Source organism: Labrys sp. (in: a-proteobacteria) (assembly GCF_047605565.1).
In the GTDB taxonomy this organism is placed as follows: Bacteria; Pseudomonadota; Alphaproteobacteria; order Rhizobiales; family Labraceae; genus Labrys; species Labrys neptuniae.
Genome location: NZ_JASGFM010000015.1, coordinates 125,653 through 143,069 on the forward strand (window position 1 = coordinate 125,653; position 17,417 = coordinate 143,069).

Annotated in this window: 15 protein-coding genes; 5 read left to right on the forward strand and 10 right to left on the reverse strand. The window is 62.4% G+C overall.

Going from position 1 to position 17,417, the window contains the following annotated elements; translation table 11 throughout:
- Positions 1–15: 15 nt before the first annotated feature.
- Positions 16–804: a response regulator transcription factor gene (locus QM672_RS15565; RefSeq protein WP_311941275.1), complete on the reverse strand. Its 789-nt coding sequence runs from the start codon at positions 802–804 to the stop codon at positions 16–18.
- Between the two features lie 195 nt (positions 805–999).
- Here QM672_RS15565 and QM672_RS15570 point away from each other — a divergent pair, with 195 nt between their 5' ends.
- Complete coding sequence (locus tag QM672_RS15570; RefSeq protein WP_367624381.1) at positions 1,000–1,683, forward strand: TetR/AcrR family transcriptional regulator; 684 nt, start codon at positions 1,000–1,002, stop codon at positions 1,681–1,683.
- A gap of 49 nt (positions 1,684–1,732) precedes the next feature.
- Here the strand turns inward: QM672_RS15570 and QM672_RS15575 are convergent, their stop codons facing one another.
- The 7 genes from QM672_RS15575 to QM672_RS15605 form a co-directional block, all read right to left on the reverse strand.
- Positions 1,733–2,761, reverse strand: a complete 1,029-nt coding sequence (locus QM672_RS15575) for a diguanylate cyclase domain-containing protein (protein WP_415083625.1) — start codon at positions 2,759–2,761, stop codon at positions 1,733–1,735.
- On the reverse strand, positions 2,758–3,786 hold the full coding sequence (locus tag QM672_RS15580; RefSeq protein ID WP_311941284.1) for a chemotaxis response regulator protein-glutamate methylesterase: 1,029 nt from the start codon (positions 3,784–3,786) through the stop codon (positions 2,758–2,760). Before QM672_RS15580 ends, QM672_RS15575 begins: the two co-directional genes overlap by 4 nt.
- Positions 3,783–6,020 carry a hybrid sensor histidine kinase/response regulator gene (locus tag QM672_RS15585; RefSeq protein ID WP_415083627.1) on the reverse strand — a complete coding sequence of 746 codons (2,238 nt, stop codon included), beginning with the start codon at positions 6,018–6,020 and terminating at the stop codon, positions 3,783–3,785. Before QM672_RS15585 ends, QM672_RS15580 begins: the two co-directional genes overlap by 4 nt.
- Positions 6,017–6,682 carry a chemotaxis protein CheW gene (locus QM672_RS15590; protein ID WP_311941290.1) on the reverse strand — a complete coding sequence of 222 codons (666 nt, stop codon included), beginning with the start codon at positions 6,680–6,682 and terminating at the stop codon, positions 6,017–6,019. The genes QM672_RS15585 and QM672_RS15590 overlap by 4 nt, the downstream gene beginning before the upstream one ends.
- Positions 6,679–7,920: a CheR family methyltransferase gene (locus tag QM672_RS15595; protein WP_415083630.1), complete on the reverse strand. Its 1,242-nt coding sequence runs from the start codon at positions 7,918–7,920 to the stop codon at positions 6,679–6,681. The genes QM672_RS15590 and QM672_RS15595 overlap by 4 nt, the downstream gene beginning before the upstream one ends.
- The gene (locus QM672_RS15600) at positions 7,917–8,336 is read right to left on the reverse strand and encodes a chemotaxis protein CheW (protein ID WP_367624378.1); all 420 of its coding nucleotides are present in this window, start codon (positions 8,334–8,336) and stop codon (positions 7,917–7,919) included. Before QM672_RS15600 ends, QM672_RS15595 begins: the two co-directional genes overlap by 4 nt.
- Positions 8,337–8,461: 125 nt before the next feature.
- On the reverse strand, positions 8,462–10,075 hold the full coding sequence (locus QM672_RS15605; protein ID WP_415083632.1) for a methyl-accepting chemotaxis protein: 1,614 nt from the start codon (positions 10,073–10,075) through the stop codon (positions 8,462–8,464).
- A gap of 873 nt (positions 10,076–10,948) precedes the next feature.
- Here QM672_RS15605 and QM672_RS15610 point away from each other — a divergent pair.
- The 3 genes from QM672_RS15610 to fhuF are packed head-to-tail and all read left to right on the forward strand — an operon-like array spanning position 10,949 to position 15,074.
- Positions 10,949–13,054, forward strand: coding sequence for a TonB-dependent siderophore receptor (locus QM672_RS15610; protein ID WP_415083634.1), 2,106 nt, complete (start codon positions 10,949–10,951; stop codon positions 13,052–13,054).
- A gap of 35 nt (positions 13,055–13,089) precedes the next feature.
- Complete coding sequence (locus QM672_RS15615) at positions 13,090–14,337, forward strand: MFS transporter (RefSeq protein WP_415083636.1); 1,248 nt, start codon at positions 13,090–13,092, stop codon at positions 14,335–14,337.
- The gene (gene fhuF, locus QM672_RS15620; protein WP_415083638.1) at positions 14,334–15,074 is read left to right on the forward strand and encodes a siderophore-iron reductase FhuF; all 741 of its coding nucleotides are present in this window, start codon (positions 14,334–14,336) and stop codon (positions 15,072–15,074) included. Before QM672_RS15615 ends, fhuF begins: the two co-directional genes overlap by 4 nt.
- Before the next feature lie 101 nt (positions 15,075–15,175).
- Here fhuF and QM672_RS15625 read toward each other — a convergent pair whose 3' ends face one another.
- Entirely contained in the window at positions 15,176–15,475 is a 300-nt protein-coding gene (locus tag QM672_RS15625; RefSeq protein WP_311941312.1) for a hypothetical protein, read from the reverse strand.
- A gap of 88 nt (positions 15,476–15,563) precedes the next feature.
- Positions 15,564–16,556, reverse strand: a complete 993-nt coding sequence (locus QM672_RS15630; RefSeq protein ID WP_415083640.1) for a helix-turn-helix domain-containing protein — start codon at positions 16,554–16,556, stop codon at positions 15,564–15,566.
- A gap of 363 nt (positions 16,557–16,919) precedes the next feature.
- Between QM672_RS15630 and QM672_RS15635 the strand changes: the two genes are divergently transcribed.
- Positions 16,920–17,417: hydantoinase B/oxoprolinase family protein (locus QM672_RS15635; RefSeq protein ID WP_415083642.1), on the forward strand; the 498-nt coding region annotated here is incomplete at its 3' end.

Genomic DNA, 17,417 nt, shown 5'->3' on the forward strand with positions numbered 1-17,417 from the left:
CAACTGCTCCATGCTTCAGGTGTGATCATCCTGCTCGGGCATTTGCCCAAAATAGGCATTGGTCAGAGCCACGACCTCGGTTCTGTTGCGGGCATTCAGGCGCTTCATGATGTTCCTGACATGCACCTTCACCGTGAACTCGCTCATCTCGAGTTCGGCCGCGATCGCCTTGTTCGGCAGCCCCTTGCGGATCAGGCCGATGACTTCAAGTTGCTTTGCGGTCACCAGATCCCGCAGCGATCTCCTGCCGTCAGACAGGGGTGCGGGCTGGGTCCGAGACTGCATCACGCTGTGGGAGGGCACGAACATGCCGCCGCTACGCACCAGGCGGATGGCTGCAATGGCGACATCGACATTGGAATCCATGGCAATGAAGCCACTGGCCCCGTGCTCCAGGGCCTTCGCAACGTCGCCGGCCGATCTCGTATCGGAAATCACCACAACCCGAATACCGGGTGCGGCGGCCAGCACTCGCCTCACCATTCGCTCGACGGCGATCGTGGTCTCCCGCACGCCCGTGACGCACAATAGGGCGACAGAGGCCCCCTGCCCCTGCCGGCCCCACTGTTCGACGTCGGCATAGCCCTCCACGGCCAGGCCGGTTTCTGAGCCTGTGAGGCAGTGCATGAGGCAGGTTCGGGTCAAGGTATTGGCACAGATCACGACGATATGGGCACTGGCGTCCCGATAGATCTGGGCGACAGGCGCCGACGCCCCATGATCGAGCGGGAGTTCGACAGCGACGTCCTGCTTGTCGCCGACCGGCTCAATCGGTTTGCGGGACGCTGAGGAGGATAGAGTCATGTAGCGCGGTCCCAGCAGATTGGTGGAGACTCAACGAAGAGCGGAATCGCCGGCCCGTGCACTTTCGCACAGCCATCGCCTCAGCAGAGCGTGAGGTTGCTTGAACGACAGAGCAATGTCAAATCCGAATATGAAATTGACATTTTAAAGCCCGTGGGTAAAAAGTTACTTCTCAGAGACAGTATCCAAGCTTTCATGCCCAGATCCCTGCATGCCCGCCGTGTTTCGTCAGACAGCCAGGAACGTGGCGTCAAGACGCGCCAAAATCTGATCGAAACGGCCGGGCGGGTCTTTGCCGACAAGGGCTACCATGCGACGACGAGCCGGGAAATTTGCGACCTGGCCGGCGTCAATACCGCGGCGGTCAACTATTATTTCGGCGGCATCCGGCCGCTCTATGAAGCGGCGGTATCGGAGGCGCGGCGCGAGGTCGTCATCCCGCCCGAGGCCTTTGCAGCGATCCTGGAACATGAAGAGCCCCTGGATCAGCTCAAGGCCTATTATGGCTTGATGGCCCGGCGATTGTTGTCACCCGCCGAACGCTCGTGGCAGATTAGGCTGGTCACCCGTGAGATGGTGATGCCCACGGTTTCCGCGCTGATCGTGGACGAGGACTTCCTGGCGCCCCAGGTTCATTGGCTGCGCGACCTGCTTGCGCGCATGCTCAATCGTCCGCAGGACCACCCCGACATTGGAAGGGCAGAACTGGCGCTCAACGCCCCTTTCATGGTCCTGGCAACGGTGGAACGCGGTGTGCTGGAAGCCATCGCCCCGAGCCTGGCGGAGCGTGAACGGGAGATCGAACCAATGTCCCGTGCACTGGAGACATTCGCGCTCGCCGGTCTCCAGGCCCTGGCGCGCAAATGCTCCAGCCACTAGACAATTAGCGCATTCCGTCTTCCGATCGAGCCGAAGGGCGCCGGCTCTCTTACAGGCCGGTTGCCGTGGCAGCTCGATTGCGGCCGGACCTCTTGGCGTCATACATCGCCTTGTCGGCGGCCTCGATCAGTCTTTCGGGCTGGTCGTCGCCAGCGGGAATGTGGGTTGCCCCACCAACGCTGATGGTGACCTTGTCAGCGATCGGCGAGGCTGCGTGCGGTAGCCCGAGCGCCTCGATCGCCTGCACTACCTTCTTCGCGAGAAAGGCAAGATCACCAGCCGGGGTTTGCGGCAGCACCACGGCGAATTCCTCGCCCCCCATGCGTACCGCCAGGTCCTTCGGACGCTGGAAGGCGCTCCTCACCGCCGTCGCCACGGTTTTCAGCACCTCGTCGCCGGCAAGGTGGCCATAGGTGTCGTTATATTGCTTGAAGTGATCGACATCGATGATCAGCAGCGAGATCGGCTCCCTCGCGCGCATGGCCTGGCGCCATTCGGTATCGAGATATTGATCGAAATAGCGCCGGTTGCTGAGGCCGGTCAGGCCATCGACATTGGTCAGGCGCTGCAATTCGAGATTGGTCTCCATCAGCTCCTGCTGGCTTCGACGCAGGGCGCGATAGGCCTCGTCGCGCTGGATCTGGGTCAGATAGGCAGCCGAATGGTAGCGGATACGGGCAATCAGCTCGATCCGGTCGGGCAGCTTGACGAGGTAGTCATTGGCGCCGATGCGAAAGGCTTCGCTCTTGACGGTCGCCTCCTCCTCGGTCGAGAGCACGATCACGGGAATGGCCTTGGTGGCGGGATCGGAGCGATACTGGCGGACCAGCGTCAGGCCGTTCACGTTCGGCATCACCAGATCCTGCAGGATCACCGTCGGCTTCACCCGCTTGGCGACGGCCAGGGCTTCCAGCGGGTTCGAACAATAGTGCAATTCGATCTCGATCTCGTCGATCAACGCCCGGCGAATGGCTTCGCCGACCATGAGCTGATCATCGACCAGAAGGACCATGACCGACTGTTGGATGGTGTCGAGGGACGCGGTGCCGTGGGATTTGACGTCTGCTGGCTGGCTCATGGGGCAATTCCTCTTCTCAGGCGCGGAGAGCCGAGCAGCTCGGTCAGACGCGGGGCGATTCTGTCCAGCGGCAGAATGTCCGTCGCGGCATCCAGGGCGGCAGCCGCCTTCGGCATGCCGTAGACTGCGCTCGTGGCCTGATCCTGCGCGATAGTGTGATGTCCAAGTTCGCGGAGCGCTTTCAGGCCACGCGCCCCGTCCGATCCCATACCGGTCAGCAAGACGCCGGTCACGGGGCCAGCCCATAAACGCGCGACGCTGTCGAAAAAGACGTCTACGGACGGCCGATAGACCTGATCGATCGGATTGGGAGTATAGCCCAATTGTCGGTTTACCTTGAAAACCAGATGATTGTCGGTGCCGGCAACCAGGACCTGCCCCGGCAAGGCCCGGTCCCCCTCGCCTGCCAACTGGACTGGAAGGGGGGAATGCTGGCTGAGCCAATTGGCAAGCCCCGGCGCAAAGCGGGCATCGACATGCTGAACGATAACGATGCTGGCGGCGAAATTGCCGGGCAGTCCTTTCAGAACGGTCGCCAACGCGGTAGGGCCGCCGGCCGACGCTCCGATCGCGACAAGGTGCTGGGCCTGTGAGCGGGCATGGTCGACTGGCTTTTGCCTGGCATTGCCTTCATTGACCAGATTGGCGATCACATCGATTTTCGCCAGCAGAGGACGCGCGCCCCACCGTGTCTCGCGCGAGCCGAGCAGCGGCGTGTCGACCGCATCGAGAGCTCCCTCCCCCATCGCCGCGAAAACCCGGCCCGCATTGGTCTCGACATCGGCGGTCACGATCAGGATGGCGCAGGGCGACTGGGCCATGATCCGACGGGTGGCTTCGATCCCGTCCATGCGCGGCATGATCAAGTCCATCAGCACGAGATCGGGCCGGTCCCGGCTGCACAGCTCCACCGCCTGCACGCCGTCGGCTGCGACCCAGGCAAGCTGATGCTGGGGCGCCATGGCGAGTACCCGGCGCATCGCTTCCACCGCCAGGGGCAAATCGTTGACGATCGCGATCCTCATGCAACAGCCTCGCCAATCAGATCCACTACCGCATCGATCAAAGTATCATCCTGGAAACTGCCTTTGGTAAGATAATAATCCGCTCCGGCATCCAGGCCACGCTGGCGATCCTCCGCTCGATCCTTGTAGGATACGATCATCACTGGCAAGGATTTGAGATCCGGGTCCTGCCGGATGCGGTGAACCAGTTCGATCCCGTCGATACGCGGCATGTCGATGTCGCTGATGAGCAGATCGAAGCGGCCATTGCGCAAGGCATTCCAGCCATCCATGCCGTCGACGGCCACTTCGACCTCATAGCCGTGATGATCCAGCAATTTGCGCTGTAATTCGCGCACGGTAAGGGAATCGTCGACCACGAGCACGCGCTTGCGCCTTTCCTCCTGCCGGCCTACCAATTTCCGCCCGACCTGGGCAAGCTGATCGGCGGAGGAGAGCTTCTCCATGGAGCGGATGATGTCCTCCACGTCGATGATCAGGAGCGGCGAGCCGTCCTCCATCAGGGCGGCGGCACTGATATCCTTGATCTTGCCGAGGCGCGGATCGAGCGGCTGAACCACGAGTTCGCGACCGCCGAGGAAGCGCTCGACCACCAGGCCATACATGGCGCCGGGGCTGCCGACCACGACGATGCGCAATTCGCCGTCCGCATTGTCCGCCGGCGCGCAGCCGAGAACCTGATCCGCGCCGACCACTCCGACCAGTTGTCCATCCAGGCTGAAATGCTGCCGTCCTTCCAGGGTCTGCACCTGATCGCTCGCGATCTTGATGGCGCGTACGATATGGGCGAAGGGAAAGGCGTAGGGTTCGCCGCCGATTTCCACGATCAGAGAGCGAACCACCGAAAGCGTGAGCGGCAATTCCAGCTTGAAGCGTGTGCCTTCGCCGAGTTCGGAGGTTACCCGCACCAGGCCGCGAACCTGGCGGATCATCTCCTGCACGACGTCCAGCCCTACCCCCCGCCCTGAGATGACGGTGACTTCTCCCTTCATGGAGAAGCCGGGCAGGAACAGGAATTCCAGCAACTCCTGGGCACCGAGTTTGCCTGCCGTATCGGGGCTCGCGAGGTTGCGTGCAATCACGGTTTGCCGGATCCGTTCGAGATCGACGCCGCGCCCGTCGTCGGAGACGGTGATCTGCAGCGTGCCCGCCCGATGCGAGGCTTCCAGACGCACCACGCCTTCCTCCGCCTTGCCGGCGGCAAGCCTCTCAAGGGGGCTTTCGATGCCATGATCGAGGGCGTTGCGCAGGAGATGGCCGAGCGGAGCGTCGAGCCTGTCCAGGATGTCCCGATCCACCAGCGTGCGCTCGCCAACGATCTCCAGCCTTACTTTCTTGTCGAGTTCGCGCGCAATGTCGCGCACCATGCGAGGATAGGCAGCGATGCCGTCGGAGAAGGGACGCATGCGTATCGCCAGCGCCTGGTCGTAGAGCCGGTGGGCGAGCGTGGTGGCCTGATGGTCGGTGGTTTCCAGTTCCCCCAGGCGTTGCGACAGATGCTGCCGGCATTCCAGAAGGCGCTGCTGAGCCTTGTCGAGAGCCATCCTTGCCCGTTCGTCCAAGGCGTGGGTCGGCAGGATGGCGCGCAGCGACTCCAAGGCGGTGGCGGCTTCGAGCTGAAGGCGCTTGAGACGCTGCAGGGATTGGCCAAAGGGCCCCAACCACCGCGACTCGACCAGCGACTCGCCGGCAAGGTCGAGAAGCCGGTTGAGATTTTCGGCACTGACCCGCAAGGCGCGGTCGGTCGATGCGGAGGCCGCGTCGTCGGTTGCCGGCACGGGCATGGGGGCGGGCTCGGATACCGGCGCCGGCTCGGGCGTTTGCGGGCCTGCGTGCGGTGGCTGGTTGAGCTCCAGCACGAACTGGTCGGCTTCGGCCTGCCAGGCCTCGTCGCGCGAGCCACTTTCGAGATCCGGCGATCTGGCAAAAGACAGGAGCAGGTCGACGCCGCGCAGGAGCACGTCGATGCGGTCATGATCCAGTCGCGCACCGTGCTGCTGGGCCAGGACGAAAAGATCTTCCATTGCGTGTGCAATGGTCACGGCGGCATGGATCTCGACGATGCGGGCAGCCCCCTTGAGAGAGTGCGCAGCTCGCATGCAGGCCTCGATCTGATCGGCCCGCATCGGGTCCTTGTCGAGCGTCAGCAAGGCCGTCGTCAGGGCTTCGGCCTGTCCTTCCGCTTCGATGCGGAACAGGTCTCGCATGGAGAATTGGCTGAGATCCTGGGTCATCGTGCCAATCCTCGACCGAGAGCCTCAAACAGTGCATGCTCATCGAGCCGGCCGACACTCCTGTCGCGCCAGGACAGCAATCCCCGGGTGAAGCCGGAGCTCGACTGGGCCACGGTTGCTGGTACCGGCTTCAGATCCGCCTCCGTATAGAGATGGGTGTACTGAACCTCGTCGACCGGAAAGGCAAAGCGCGAACCGGCGTGGTGCGCGACGATCAGCCGACCCTGCGGCGAATTCTGTTCCGCGCCGATGAGCAACTGGGCGATCGAGACGCAAATCACCAGTTCACCCCGCACATTGACCAGGCCGAGCAGCGCGGGATTGCGCCGGTGTGGCAGCGAATGAATGGGGCGCAGGCCGGTCACCTCGTCCAGCACCAATGTGGGCAGAGCGAACCATTCGCTGCCCAGGCGGAAGACCAGCACCGATTGGGAATGCGACGAACGCGCGATTATGCCCGCTCCGGCCGGTGTAACGGCGGCTTCCCCTCCCTCGGGAATGTCGCGATCGAGCAGTTGAGAGGCCGCTCGTGAAAACACCTCGCAATTGTGGCAATGCGCATGACGCCGAAGTTCGGGGCACGATTTGTCGCCCCGTACGCCGATCCGTTGCCAGCAATTGTCAATCGCCGCAGAGGGGGCGTCGAAGGCCAGGCTCGTCATCGCACTCTCCGTTTGTCCAGACGCCGCAGGCGCTCATCAAGCAATTTGGCACCGCCATGGTCGCCCTGTTTCTTGAGCAGGAGGGCGAGATGGCCGAGCGCCTCGGCATTGGCGGGATCCAGATAGAGGGCCTTGCGGTAATAGCGCTCCGCCGCGCCAAGATCGTTGGAGGCATCGCTGATCAAGCCCAGCAGCGCGAGAGCATCGGGGGTTGCGCCGTCCCGACGGATCAGCGCTTCGCATCCCAGTGCGGCCTCCTGCAGCCGCCCCCGATCCGCCAGGAGGCGCAGTTCCTCGAGATTTGGCAGCGCTGCTTCCCTCTTCTCCTCGTGCCGAGGGGATTGAGGCAGAACGGGCCTTGACTTCGGCAATGGCGGCGGTTCCCGCCGCGGCCGGTGTATGGGCGGCGATGGCACCGGCCGGGCTTGGGTGACTCCCGGCTTGGCACTTTCCCTGTGAAAGGCGAACGCCATCGGAATCTTGGCCGAGGTGAAGCCATTGGCTCCCATCAGCCCTGCCTCCGAATGGCCGACAAAGGCAATGCCATCAGGCGCGAGCAAGCGTCGGATCACGCCGATGACATGCTTTTGCGTTGCGGCATCGAAATAGATCAGCAGGTTGCGACAAAAGACGAAATCGTAGCCTGCCGGATCGGCATGGAAATTCGGGGCGACGATATTGCCCTGGCTGAATTCCACGGGAGCACGAACGGCGTCCCGAAGCCTATGCCCATCCTTCGTAGCGTCAAAATAGCGGTCGCGGAAAGCCAGGTTTTGCCCCCGGAACGAGTTGCGGCCATAGACGCCCTGCCTGGCAAGAGCGAGCGAACGAGCGCTGAGATCGATGGCATCGATGCGGAATTGCTCGGCAGTCAGGCCCGCGTCGAGCAGCGCCATGGCGATCGTATAGGGTTCCTCTCCGCTCGAACAAGGCAGGCTGAGGAGCCGCAAGGGGCGAATGGCATCCGCTTGGGGGAGGCCGCGCATCACCAGCCGTGCCAGGGCTGCAAAGGCCTGCGCATCGCGAAAGAACCAGGTTTCGGGAACGATGACCGCCTCGATCAACTCCTGCACTTCCTCATCGGAATTCTGCAGCAGTTCCCAATAGGCCTGGATGTCGCCGAGCTTGCATGCCTTGCAGCGCGCCGCCACGGCGCGCTCGATCGCCGACGACCCAATCGAGGCCGCGTTCAGCCCGATGGCGCGTCCAAGGAATTGTTCGAAGCGCGGGTCGCTCATTGGCTGGTGACCGGCTGGCCGCGAATGGCCGCCAGAAGCGCGACAGGAAGCAGGTCTTCCAGTTCCACACGCTGAACCAGGCCATGCGGACCCGGGGCGAAAGGGGCGAATTCCGCCGGATCCAGCCGCAGCATCTCCGTGGCTTTTTCTGCGATCAGGCCCAGCAACACTGTATCGTCCTGGGGGTGGCGCATGACGATGATGCGGGTGCTCAGGCGCCGGCGCGCCGAGCGGCCGAGTTCGAGGGTACACAGATCGATGACCGGTACGAAGCGGCCGCGATATTCGAAGGAGCCGGCCACCGCGTCCGGCGCCCCACGCACCTTCTTCAATTCCGTCAACGGCACGACTTCGACGATCCGCTCGATCGCCATCGCAAAGCCTTCATCGCCGATCCGGAAGTAGAGGAAGAGCATTCTCGGTTCCGTCGTTCCTGGAGCAAGGTGCGCTTTGGCGAAAGCGCATGGCAGCTCCAACTTCTTGTTTCCGCGCGCCGTTGCGATTGCGACGAATTCCGTCCTGCCGCAAACCGCTTATTGCCTCAGGCCATCTCGAGCTTGAAGCGTGCGATGCTCCCGCTCAGATTGCTGGCAACATGGTTGAGTTCATCGATGGCCGAACTGGACTGGCGCAGGGATTCCACTGTCTGCTGCGTCGCTTCGGTCAGCTGGATGAGCGCCTCGCTGATCTGCTCGGCACCCGTCGCCTGCGCCTGCATGCCTTCGCTGACGGATTCATAGCGCGGTGTCAGCGCCTGCACTTGCGTGATGATTTCGGAAAGCTTGGCACCGATCTCATGGACATCCTGGAGGCCGCGCCGCACTTCCTCCGAGAACTTGTCCATGCCCATGACGCTGGCCGATACGGCGGACTGGATCTCCTTGACCATCTGCTCGATGTCGTAGGTGGCGACGGCGGTCTGGTCGGCCAGGCGCCGAATTTCCGAGGACACTACAGCAAAGCCACGCCCGTATTCACCGGCCTTTTCCGCTTCGATCGCGGCGTTGAGCGACAACAGATTGGTCTGGTCGGCCACTTTGGTAATCGCCGTGACCACCTGGTTGATGTCGCTGGCCTTTTCGTTCAGCACGGCGAGCTTGGCGGTGATGGAGCTGGCGGCGCCCATCACCTGGTTCATCGTGTCTTCCATATGGGCCAGCTCGACCTTGCCCCCGGACGCCAGATTGGCGGTATGCTCGGAGACCGTCACGACGTCGGACATCGTCCGGACCAGTTCCCTGGAGGTTGCAGCGATCTCGCGCGAGGTCGCCCCGATCTCCGTGGTGGTCGCGGCGACCTCCGAAGCCGTGGCTTGCTGCTGCTTGGACGTCGCCGCAATCTCGGTCATCGAGGTGCTGACGCGGATGCCCGAGCGCTGGACCTGGCCGACGAGTTCCATCACTTCGTCGGCCATGCGGTTATAGCCTTCGCCTAGATCGCCCAACTCGTCCTGTCGAACGATCTGCATGCGCTGGGTGAAGTCACCCTTGCGCATGGTGTCCATCAATGTCTTCAACTGCAGCAGGGGCCTGGTGATGGCGCGCAGCAGCGAAAAGCCCGCGACGGCGGCGACCACCAAGGCCAATGCGAAGGCCACTATCATGGCGCTCAGCAGGGACAGGATCTCGTTGCCGACAATGTCCGGCATGGCGAAGGCGCGTTGCTGGTTGAACGCGATCACGTCGGTAAGGTTCTTGAAGGCCGTGTTGAAGGCTGCGTCGACGCCCGAAGCGGCAGAGGCCCTGGCCTCCCCATTCTCACCGGCCTGTTTGAGAAAGCCCTCCTTCAAGCTCTGATAAGAATCGACCGAGTCCTTGAAGCGCGAGAAGAGCTGCCGATCGGCGTCCGCAATGATCGTATCCTCATAGCCCTTGAAAAGCTGAACCATCTTGGTTCGGCCATCGGCAAGCTGATCTTCGGTCAAGGGCTTGGCTGTCGCCTCGCGCGACATGACGAAGGCAAGATAGTCTTGAAAAAGCCCGTCCTTGACGAAAGCGGCCTGTCGTAGCCCGGCCACGGAGTCCGACTTGAGGCTGGTGACGTGGTCGTCGATCGACTTGAGCTGCCAATAGGCAAACAGTCCGATCGCCAAAACGACCAGGAGGATAATGCCGAAACTCAGCATTATACGTGCACGGATAGTCACTTGCTTCATGGAAATAGCCGCATCATCTCAGTCTTGCAACGATCAGCACGTCGAGCATGGTAATATGGCTCGACCGTACGACGAAATCCGTAGGGAAGGTTACATCGAAATCCACGATAAGTAAGGTCAGATCCGCAAATGGAAGCATGCCGGACCAACGGACGCTGGCGCCGACGCCATACATGATTCATCCCCCACCCGAGCGATCTCCTGGCGACGCCCTCATTCGAAGCGACGGATTCCCGGATTCGCTCCGGCGATCATCGGCCGAGTCAGGCAACGCGGCGGGAGCAAAATTGCCCCTTGCGACCTTTGATCATGCTCGTCATTCGCTATCGATGCGTACATGTGGCAAGATATGCCGGAAAAACATTAATCGCTTCATAATGAATGACTTACTTCCAAAACATGCTTTTGCGAAGGAAGGCGCCCCATGCATGCCTGACGGATGCGACACGTTCCGGCGAGGCTTCGTTCAGGGGTCCGTGTGATAGCTGGGCACATCGAAGGCTTCCAGTGCCGTCGACCTGGCTCGAGGACCCCATTGTCCCGATGCCCTCCTCGTCAGATCCGTGTGCGGCGATGCCAGCCGTAGCTCCTGATACCGGGAACATCCCCCCAGCCCTTACCCCGTTAATGTCCTCTGATAAATGAGATAAAATTACATATATAATATACGGTTCTTCGTTATTTCAAATTTAAAGATTATTTTGGTTTTATTTCTTCAGTGTAATATAGTAATAATTAGAATTAAAATTTGAATATTTTTGAAACTCATATCGATTAATTTAAAATTAGAATAATTAAAATATGCGCTCGTTGACTTGAGTTAACAGATATTGTTAGGCGGGGTCGACTTTTTCTAAAGAAAGCTTGGGGCCCGTGAATCTCAAATCCCTCCTCCTGGCATCCGTGTCACTTGTCCTGGCGCCCGGTGCCGTCCACGCACAATCCAACGGCGCTGCACCGATCGAGCTCGATCCGGTGGTGGTCGAGGGCAAGGGCCGCGGCGGAATACCGGGCGTGATCAACACCACCGGCTATGTCGCGACGTCCGGCCGGAGTGCCACCAAGACCGATACCCCCCTGCTGGAGGTACCGCAGTCCGTCTCCACCGTGACGCAACCCCAGCTCGAGGAGCGCAAGCCGCAAAATCTGCTCGAGGCGATCGCCTACACCCCTGGCGCCGTTGTGGGCATGTACGGCTTCGACTCCCGCTATGACGGGTTCATGATCCGCGGCATCGACATGACCAACACCGGCGTGTTCCGCGACGGGCTCAGGCAACTCAACAGCCCGAATGGTCTGTTCCGGCTCGAACCTTACGGGGTGGAGGCAATCTCCATCCTGCGCGGCCCCGCCGCCTCCATCTACGGCGCCAGCAGCACGGGCGGTATCGTCGACATCATCTCCAAGCGCCCAACCGAGACGCCGTTCCGCGAGATCGAATTGCAGACAGGGTCCTTCGGCCGGCTCCAGGGCAATTTCGACCTGTCCGGGCCTCTCGATGCCGAGAACACCGTGTTCTATCGGCTGACTGGCGTCATTCGCAATGCGAGCGCCGAAATCAGCGCCGGCCGGGACGACCGGGTCTTCATCGCGCCGGCTATCACCTGGAAGCCGAACGACAAGACCAAGCTCACGGTGCTCGGCGAATACATGGATTCCACCGTCGGCGGCACCCAGGCCTATCTCAACACCTATGCGCCCTATGTCGACGGCCAGGGCAATGTCACCGACAAGTCGACCGGTGCCACCAGGCAGTTCGTGGGCGACCGGCGCTACAACGACTTTCGCCAGCAGCAGGGGCGCGTCGGCTACGAGTTCGAGCACAAATTCAGCGACGCGCTGATCCTGCGCCAGAATGCCCGCTATTCGCAGCTCGGCACCAACCAGGAATACTACTATTTCGGCTCTGGCCTGACACGCGAGAGCACCGCCGGCTTCGCCAGCGATACCAGCCTGGAAAGCCACTTTGCCACCGGCCCGGTCGAACACACGCTGCTGACGGGCCTGGATACCAGCTACCTGCACTACCGCTCAGGGGAAGGATATGGCGGGGTGCCGCTCGGGGTCGACCCGCCGCTCACCACCCAGTCCAAGCAGACACTGGCGATGACCGGCATCTACATCCAGGACCAGGTCAAATGGCAGAACTGGCGCCTGACCCTCGGCGGCCGGCATGACTGGCTTTACAGTCGCTTCAGCACGGGCACCGTCGGCAGCGGCATGACGCAAAGCAAGAGCCGCGACACCAAGTTCACCGGCCGGGCGGCCTTGAGCTATGTCACCGATTTCGGCCTCGCCCCCTATGTTGCCTATGGCACCTCCTTTACGCCCAATCCGGGGACGGTGCTCAATGGCAGCGTGGCCACACCCACTACTGGTGAACAGACGGAAATCGGCGTCAAATACGATATTCCCAACATGAACGCCTCGCTGCGCGCCGCCGTTTTCGACATGCGCCAGAACAACGCCGTGGTCTATGAGGTCGTCGATGGTCTCAACAAGCAGGTCCAGCTCGACGTGCGCTCGCGCGGCGTCGAGATCGAGGGTGTGGCCTCGCTGACCAACGGGCTGAGCGTCCAGGCTTCGTATTCCTACAACGATGCCCGCATCCTCAAGCTCACGCCCGATACGGAGGGGAACCGGCTCTCGAGCGTGCCCTATCACATGGCCTCGCTCTGGCTCGACTATGCCTTCCAGGAGGGGCCTGCCACCGGTCTCGGCATTGGCGGCGGCGTACGCTATGTCGGCTCGAGCCTGGGCGACAATCTCAATCGCGCGATACTCGAAAACAAGCCGCGCACCTTCGTCGACGCCTCGGTCCGCTACGATCTCGAGAACATCAATCCCAAGCTGGCGGGCATGCGCGTGCAGGTCAGTGCCACCAATCTGCTCAACGAGGTCAAGCAGGTCTGCACGGTCGGCTATTGCTATTTCGATGAGGGACGCAAGGTCATCGCCAGCCTGCGCTATCGCTGGTGAACGACATCAAGCCGGGCAGGTCGGCAAGGCGCGCATTGTCTTCCCCGCTTGCGGTCGTGCTCGGTGTCGGCGGCCTCTATGTCGGCCAGAGCATCATTGGCGGGCTGACCTTTATCGCCCTGCCGAGCGTGCTGCGCGAGCGCAACCTGCCGCTCGACCAGATCGGCCTGCTCTATCTGGCCGTGCTGCCCTGGGCCTTCAAGTTCCTCTGGGCCCCGGCGGTGGAGCGCTATCGGTTGCCGCCCACGGGGCATAGCCGCTCCCGCTCGATCGTGCTGGTCGGGGGCCTGATATCGGCCGTCGGCCTCATCCTGTCAGGGCTGATCGGGCCGACCGGCTTCATGCCCCTGCTCGCCGTGCTGCTGCTGATCGCCTTCGCCACCTCGACCAGCGACATCGCCTGCGACGGACATGCGGTGGAAACCCTGTCCGAGCGCCATCATGGCTGGGGCAATGCGGCGCAAGTCGGAGGCGCCTATCTGGGGTCGGCGATCGGGTCGGGGCTCTTCCTGGTGCTGGTCGCCCAATGTGGCTGGGGTGTCGCCTGCTTTGCCATGGCGGCCCTGCTGATCGTGCTCGGCCTGCTCTTCGTGATCTCTCCGGCGCCGCCCTCGCCCGGGCGGGACCATCGGCCTTCCTTGCGCCAGGCGCTGCGGCGCAAGGACATGCATCTGGGCCTGGCATTGGCAGCGGTCAATGTGATCGCCCAGAAATGGGGTGTCAGCATGCAGGGTCCCTTCCTGATCGATAGTGGCCTCGACCTCACCTCGCTCGGCATCGTCAATGGCGTTGGCGGCATGGCCGTCGGCTTCGTCTGCGCCCTGATCGGTGGTGCCCTCGTGCGGCTGTGGAGTGCGCGGGTCGTCTTGGCGCTGGCTCTCGTCCTGCAGGCCCTGGCACTGTCGGGCCTGGCCTACGCCGCCTGGAAGGGTGATGTCGGCCAGCCCCTCCTGCTCGTCCTCGCCCTGGCGAGTTCGTCCGGCATCATGGCACTGGGCTTCGTCGCGCTCTATGCCCAGTTCATGGCGGTCTCGGATCCACGTCAGGCCGGGATCGACTTCACGCTGCTGCAATGCATGGACGCATTGGTCAGCATGGCCGGCGGCATGGGATCGGGCTGGATTGCCCAGCATTGGGGCTATGGGCTCTATTTCGGCCTGGCGGCGTTGCTCGCTTTGGCCGCCGCGCCGATCGCCGCGATGCTCAGCCATCGCGTCGCTGCACGGTCCGATATCCGAAAGGGCCAGCGGGAGGCGCTGGCCGGAGTTCCATCCGGCCAATGATCGCATCCCTCGCGCCCTGCTTTACCGGAAATCTCCACTGGTACAAGGAGACCTTGGCGCTCCCGGGCACACATGGCGGCGCCATTGCCGGTCGTCGACTGCTCGAAAAGGGCGTGGCGGAAGAACTGATGTCTCGATTTGCCGGCACCTATCCAGGTGGCGACCGCAACGCCCTCGTCTCGATGTGGACGCAATGGCATTTCGGAGCGCTAGTCATCCCAGCGACGGCTGCAATCCTGCTGCTCGACCGGGAACTGCCCGTGGATCTCGATGCGATCGGCATCGTTCCGCACGAAAGCGGGCGTACGGCGGCGCTGGTTATTCCCGATGACGGCAAGCCGCATCCCGGCAGTGCCACCGAACGCTTTTCGCGCTTGTTCGAGGGACATGTCGAACCGCTGATCCACAGTTTCGCCGGACAATTCGGCGTGTCCAAGCGCCTGCTGTGGACCAATGCCGCTGCCATTTTCGAGTGGACGTTGCAGCAGGCGCTGGAGGTGGGGGCTCCCTGCCCCGCCGCCCTGGAGGAAGGCCGCGTCTTGCTGCGGCGGCGCTGCGGCGGCGACGGCCGGCCCAATCCGATCTGCGGAGCGATATGCTATCCCCTGGAACAGGGGCAGCCTGTGCGTCGACGGAAAGTCTGCTGCCTGCGCTATCTACTCCCCGGCGTAGAGGATTGCGGCAGCCTGTGTCCGCTGCCGCCAACAAGCCGGCAGCAAAAAAGTGCTTCCGCTTAGCACTATAGTCGTGATTTGGTGAGACATTGGGCGTGCATCATCGCAATCGCAGATAATACTATTGCCCTGGAGCAAACGCCCAGGCGCGCGTTATCCCAGCTTCAGTGCATGATCTCGGCGACCCAGGCGCTGTCCGGGCCACGGGCAAAATAGATACGGATCTGGTTCGCCTGCGCCTGGGGCACGTCCTTCACCATGGCTGTGCAGGTGACGCCCGGACGACCGACGGCCGGCACACAAGTGTTGATATGGGCAGTCTGTTGCTGCTTGGCGGCCAGCGCGGGTATTGCCCGCATGGCGGCAGTTGCCTCTGCATCGCTCGGTTGATCGAGGAGCAAGGCGGTCGCGGACGCCAGGAAAACGAAAACCAGGCCATCCGCCAAAATCCGGTTGATCGGCACGGCGGCCTCCTGTGTTCAACATCGGAAGAACAGGCGGAGTCGCGCTTATAAACCAGCAAGGGGGCAGAAATCGGATGGCGTGTTCCGGCTAAGCGGTGCCGGACATGTCCGGCGGCACTTCTGGCGTGCCAATGTGGCGGTTCAACCGGCGATATTCACCGGGCGGCAGGCCGAAACGCGCCCTGAAGCTCCGCGAAAACTGGGCCTGGTCGGTGAAACCCCATTGATAGGCGATCTCGGCAGCGGTCTGACCATTAGCGGGATTTTCGAGCGCGGCGCGGCAGGCCGCCAGCCTTTGATCCCGGATCCAGCCCGCCACCGTCTGGTCGGTGTCGCGGAACAGATCATGCAGATAACGGATGGAAACCCCGCAGGCCCGTGCGATCATCTCGGGATCGAGGCGCCAATCGTTGAGATGACCCCGGATATAGGCCTCGATCCGGGCGAGATGGGCCTCGCGCACCGTCGAACTGCCCGATGTCAGGATGCGCTCATCCGCCTTGACGGCCAGCACCAGGAGGTCGATGAGCTGGCGCCCCACGGCGTTGCGGGCCTCTTCGTCCAGCGCCTCGAAGCGCTGGGGCAGGAGATGCAGCATGTCGGCGAACAGGCCGCCGGCGCCATTGGCCGCATCGAATTGCAATGAGCACAGCCGGTCGGGACTGCGGATGCGCTCCGACAATGGTTGGGACGCCACCTTCAGCACCCAGAGATCCGCCGGATCGGCATGGCTGAATTCATAGGGCTCGTGGCTGCGTTCGAGGAAGAAACCGCCGGGCGAACAGCGCACCTCGCTGCCGCATTGGGAAAAATTGACCTGGGAGCGGGTCGGCACGGTCACCAGGAACTCTTCCTTGCGGGCACTGCGGAAATGATGCGGCAGGCGCAGATATTGCAGTCCGTCCGAAGACAGCCGGGAGATCGACACGTCGCCGAACTGCCAGATGGTGAGATCGCCGAAGAAATGATCGGGATGGCGGAACGTCAGATCGAGCGGAAAATAGGCTCCGGCGATGGCCTGGTGCCAGTGCCGGCTCCGGTCCATGGTACGGGTCGCGCTCGTGGTGACGGAAGTCTTCATGACGGCTCCGCAGAACGGCTGCCGAGACTAGGCGCGAGAGGCGAGGTTGGCAATCGCCCGGCCCCGCCGTCCGGCCGATTGTGCACTCAGCGTCAAACCATTGCTCTCTCCCTGCAAAGACGGCCGCCGCCAAACCTGATTGGCTGATGGTGACGACGGTGCGCAGACGCCGCTGCAGGGGATCATGCGGAGAAGGAACTCTTCTCACGCCTTGCCGGCGGCTGGCCGGAGCGTTTCGCGATTTTGGCGGCATCGCCAAGAACCGCAAAGACGCTTCAGCCAATCCGCGGGATTGGCTTGGAACCAAAGAGTGCGAGCAAGCAAGCGTTCACGCCTGAACGCGCTTTGCTCTGGGGAGGATGGATGTCGACCGAGCGAGCAAAAGTAGATCCGATCACGCTGTCGGTGGTGCGTGGGGTCCTGGAGACCACCCAGCGCGAAATGACGCTGGCGCTGGAGAAGACGGCGCGCTCCTCCGTCTTCAACCTGGCGCATGACTATTCGACGGCGCTCTTCAATGCCCGCCCGGAGATGATCCTGCAGGGCCAGGACATTCCCATCCATCTGGGCTCGCTGATCCCGGCCATGAAGGCAGTCGCCAAATTCTTCGGCGACGACATCCATGAGGGCGATCTCTTCCTGCACAACGATCCCGCCTTCGGTGGCAGCCACGCCATCGACACCTGCATGTACAAGCCGGTGTTCTATCGGGGCGAACTGGTCTACTGGACCGTGTGCAAGGGCCACCTCACCGATATCGGTGGCCCCGTTCCGGCCGGCTACAACCCCAACGCCACCGAGATCTATGCCGAATGCCTGCGCATTCCGCCGGTGAAGATCTGGGATCGCGGCAAGCCGCGC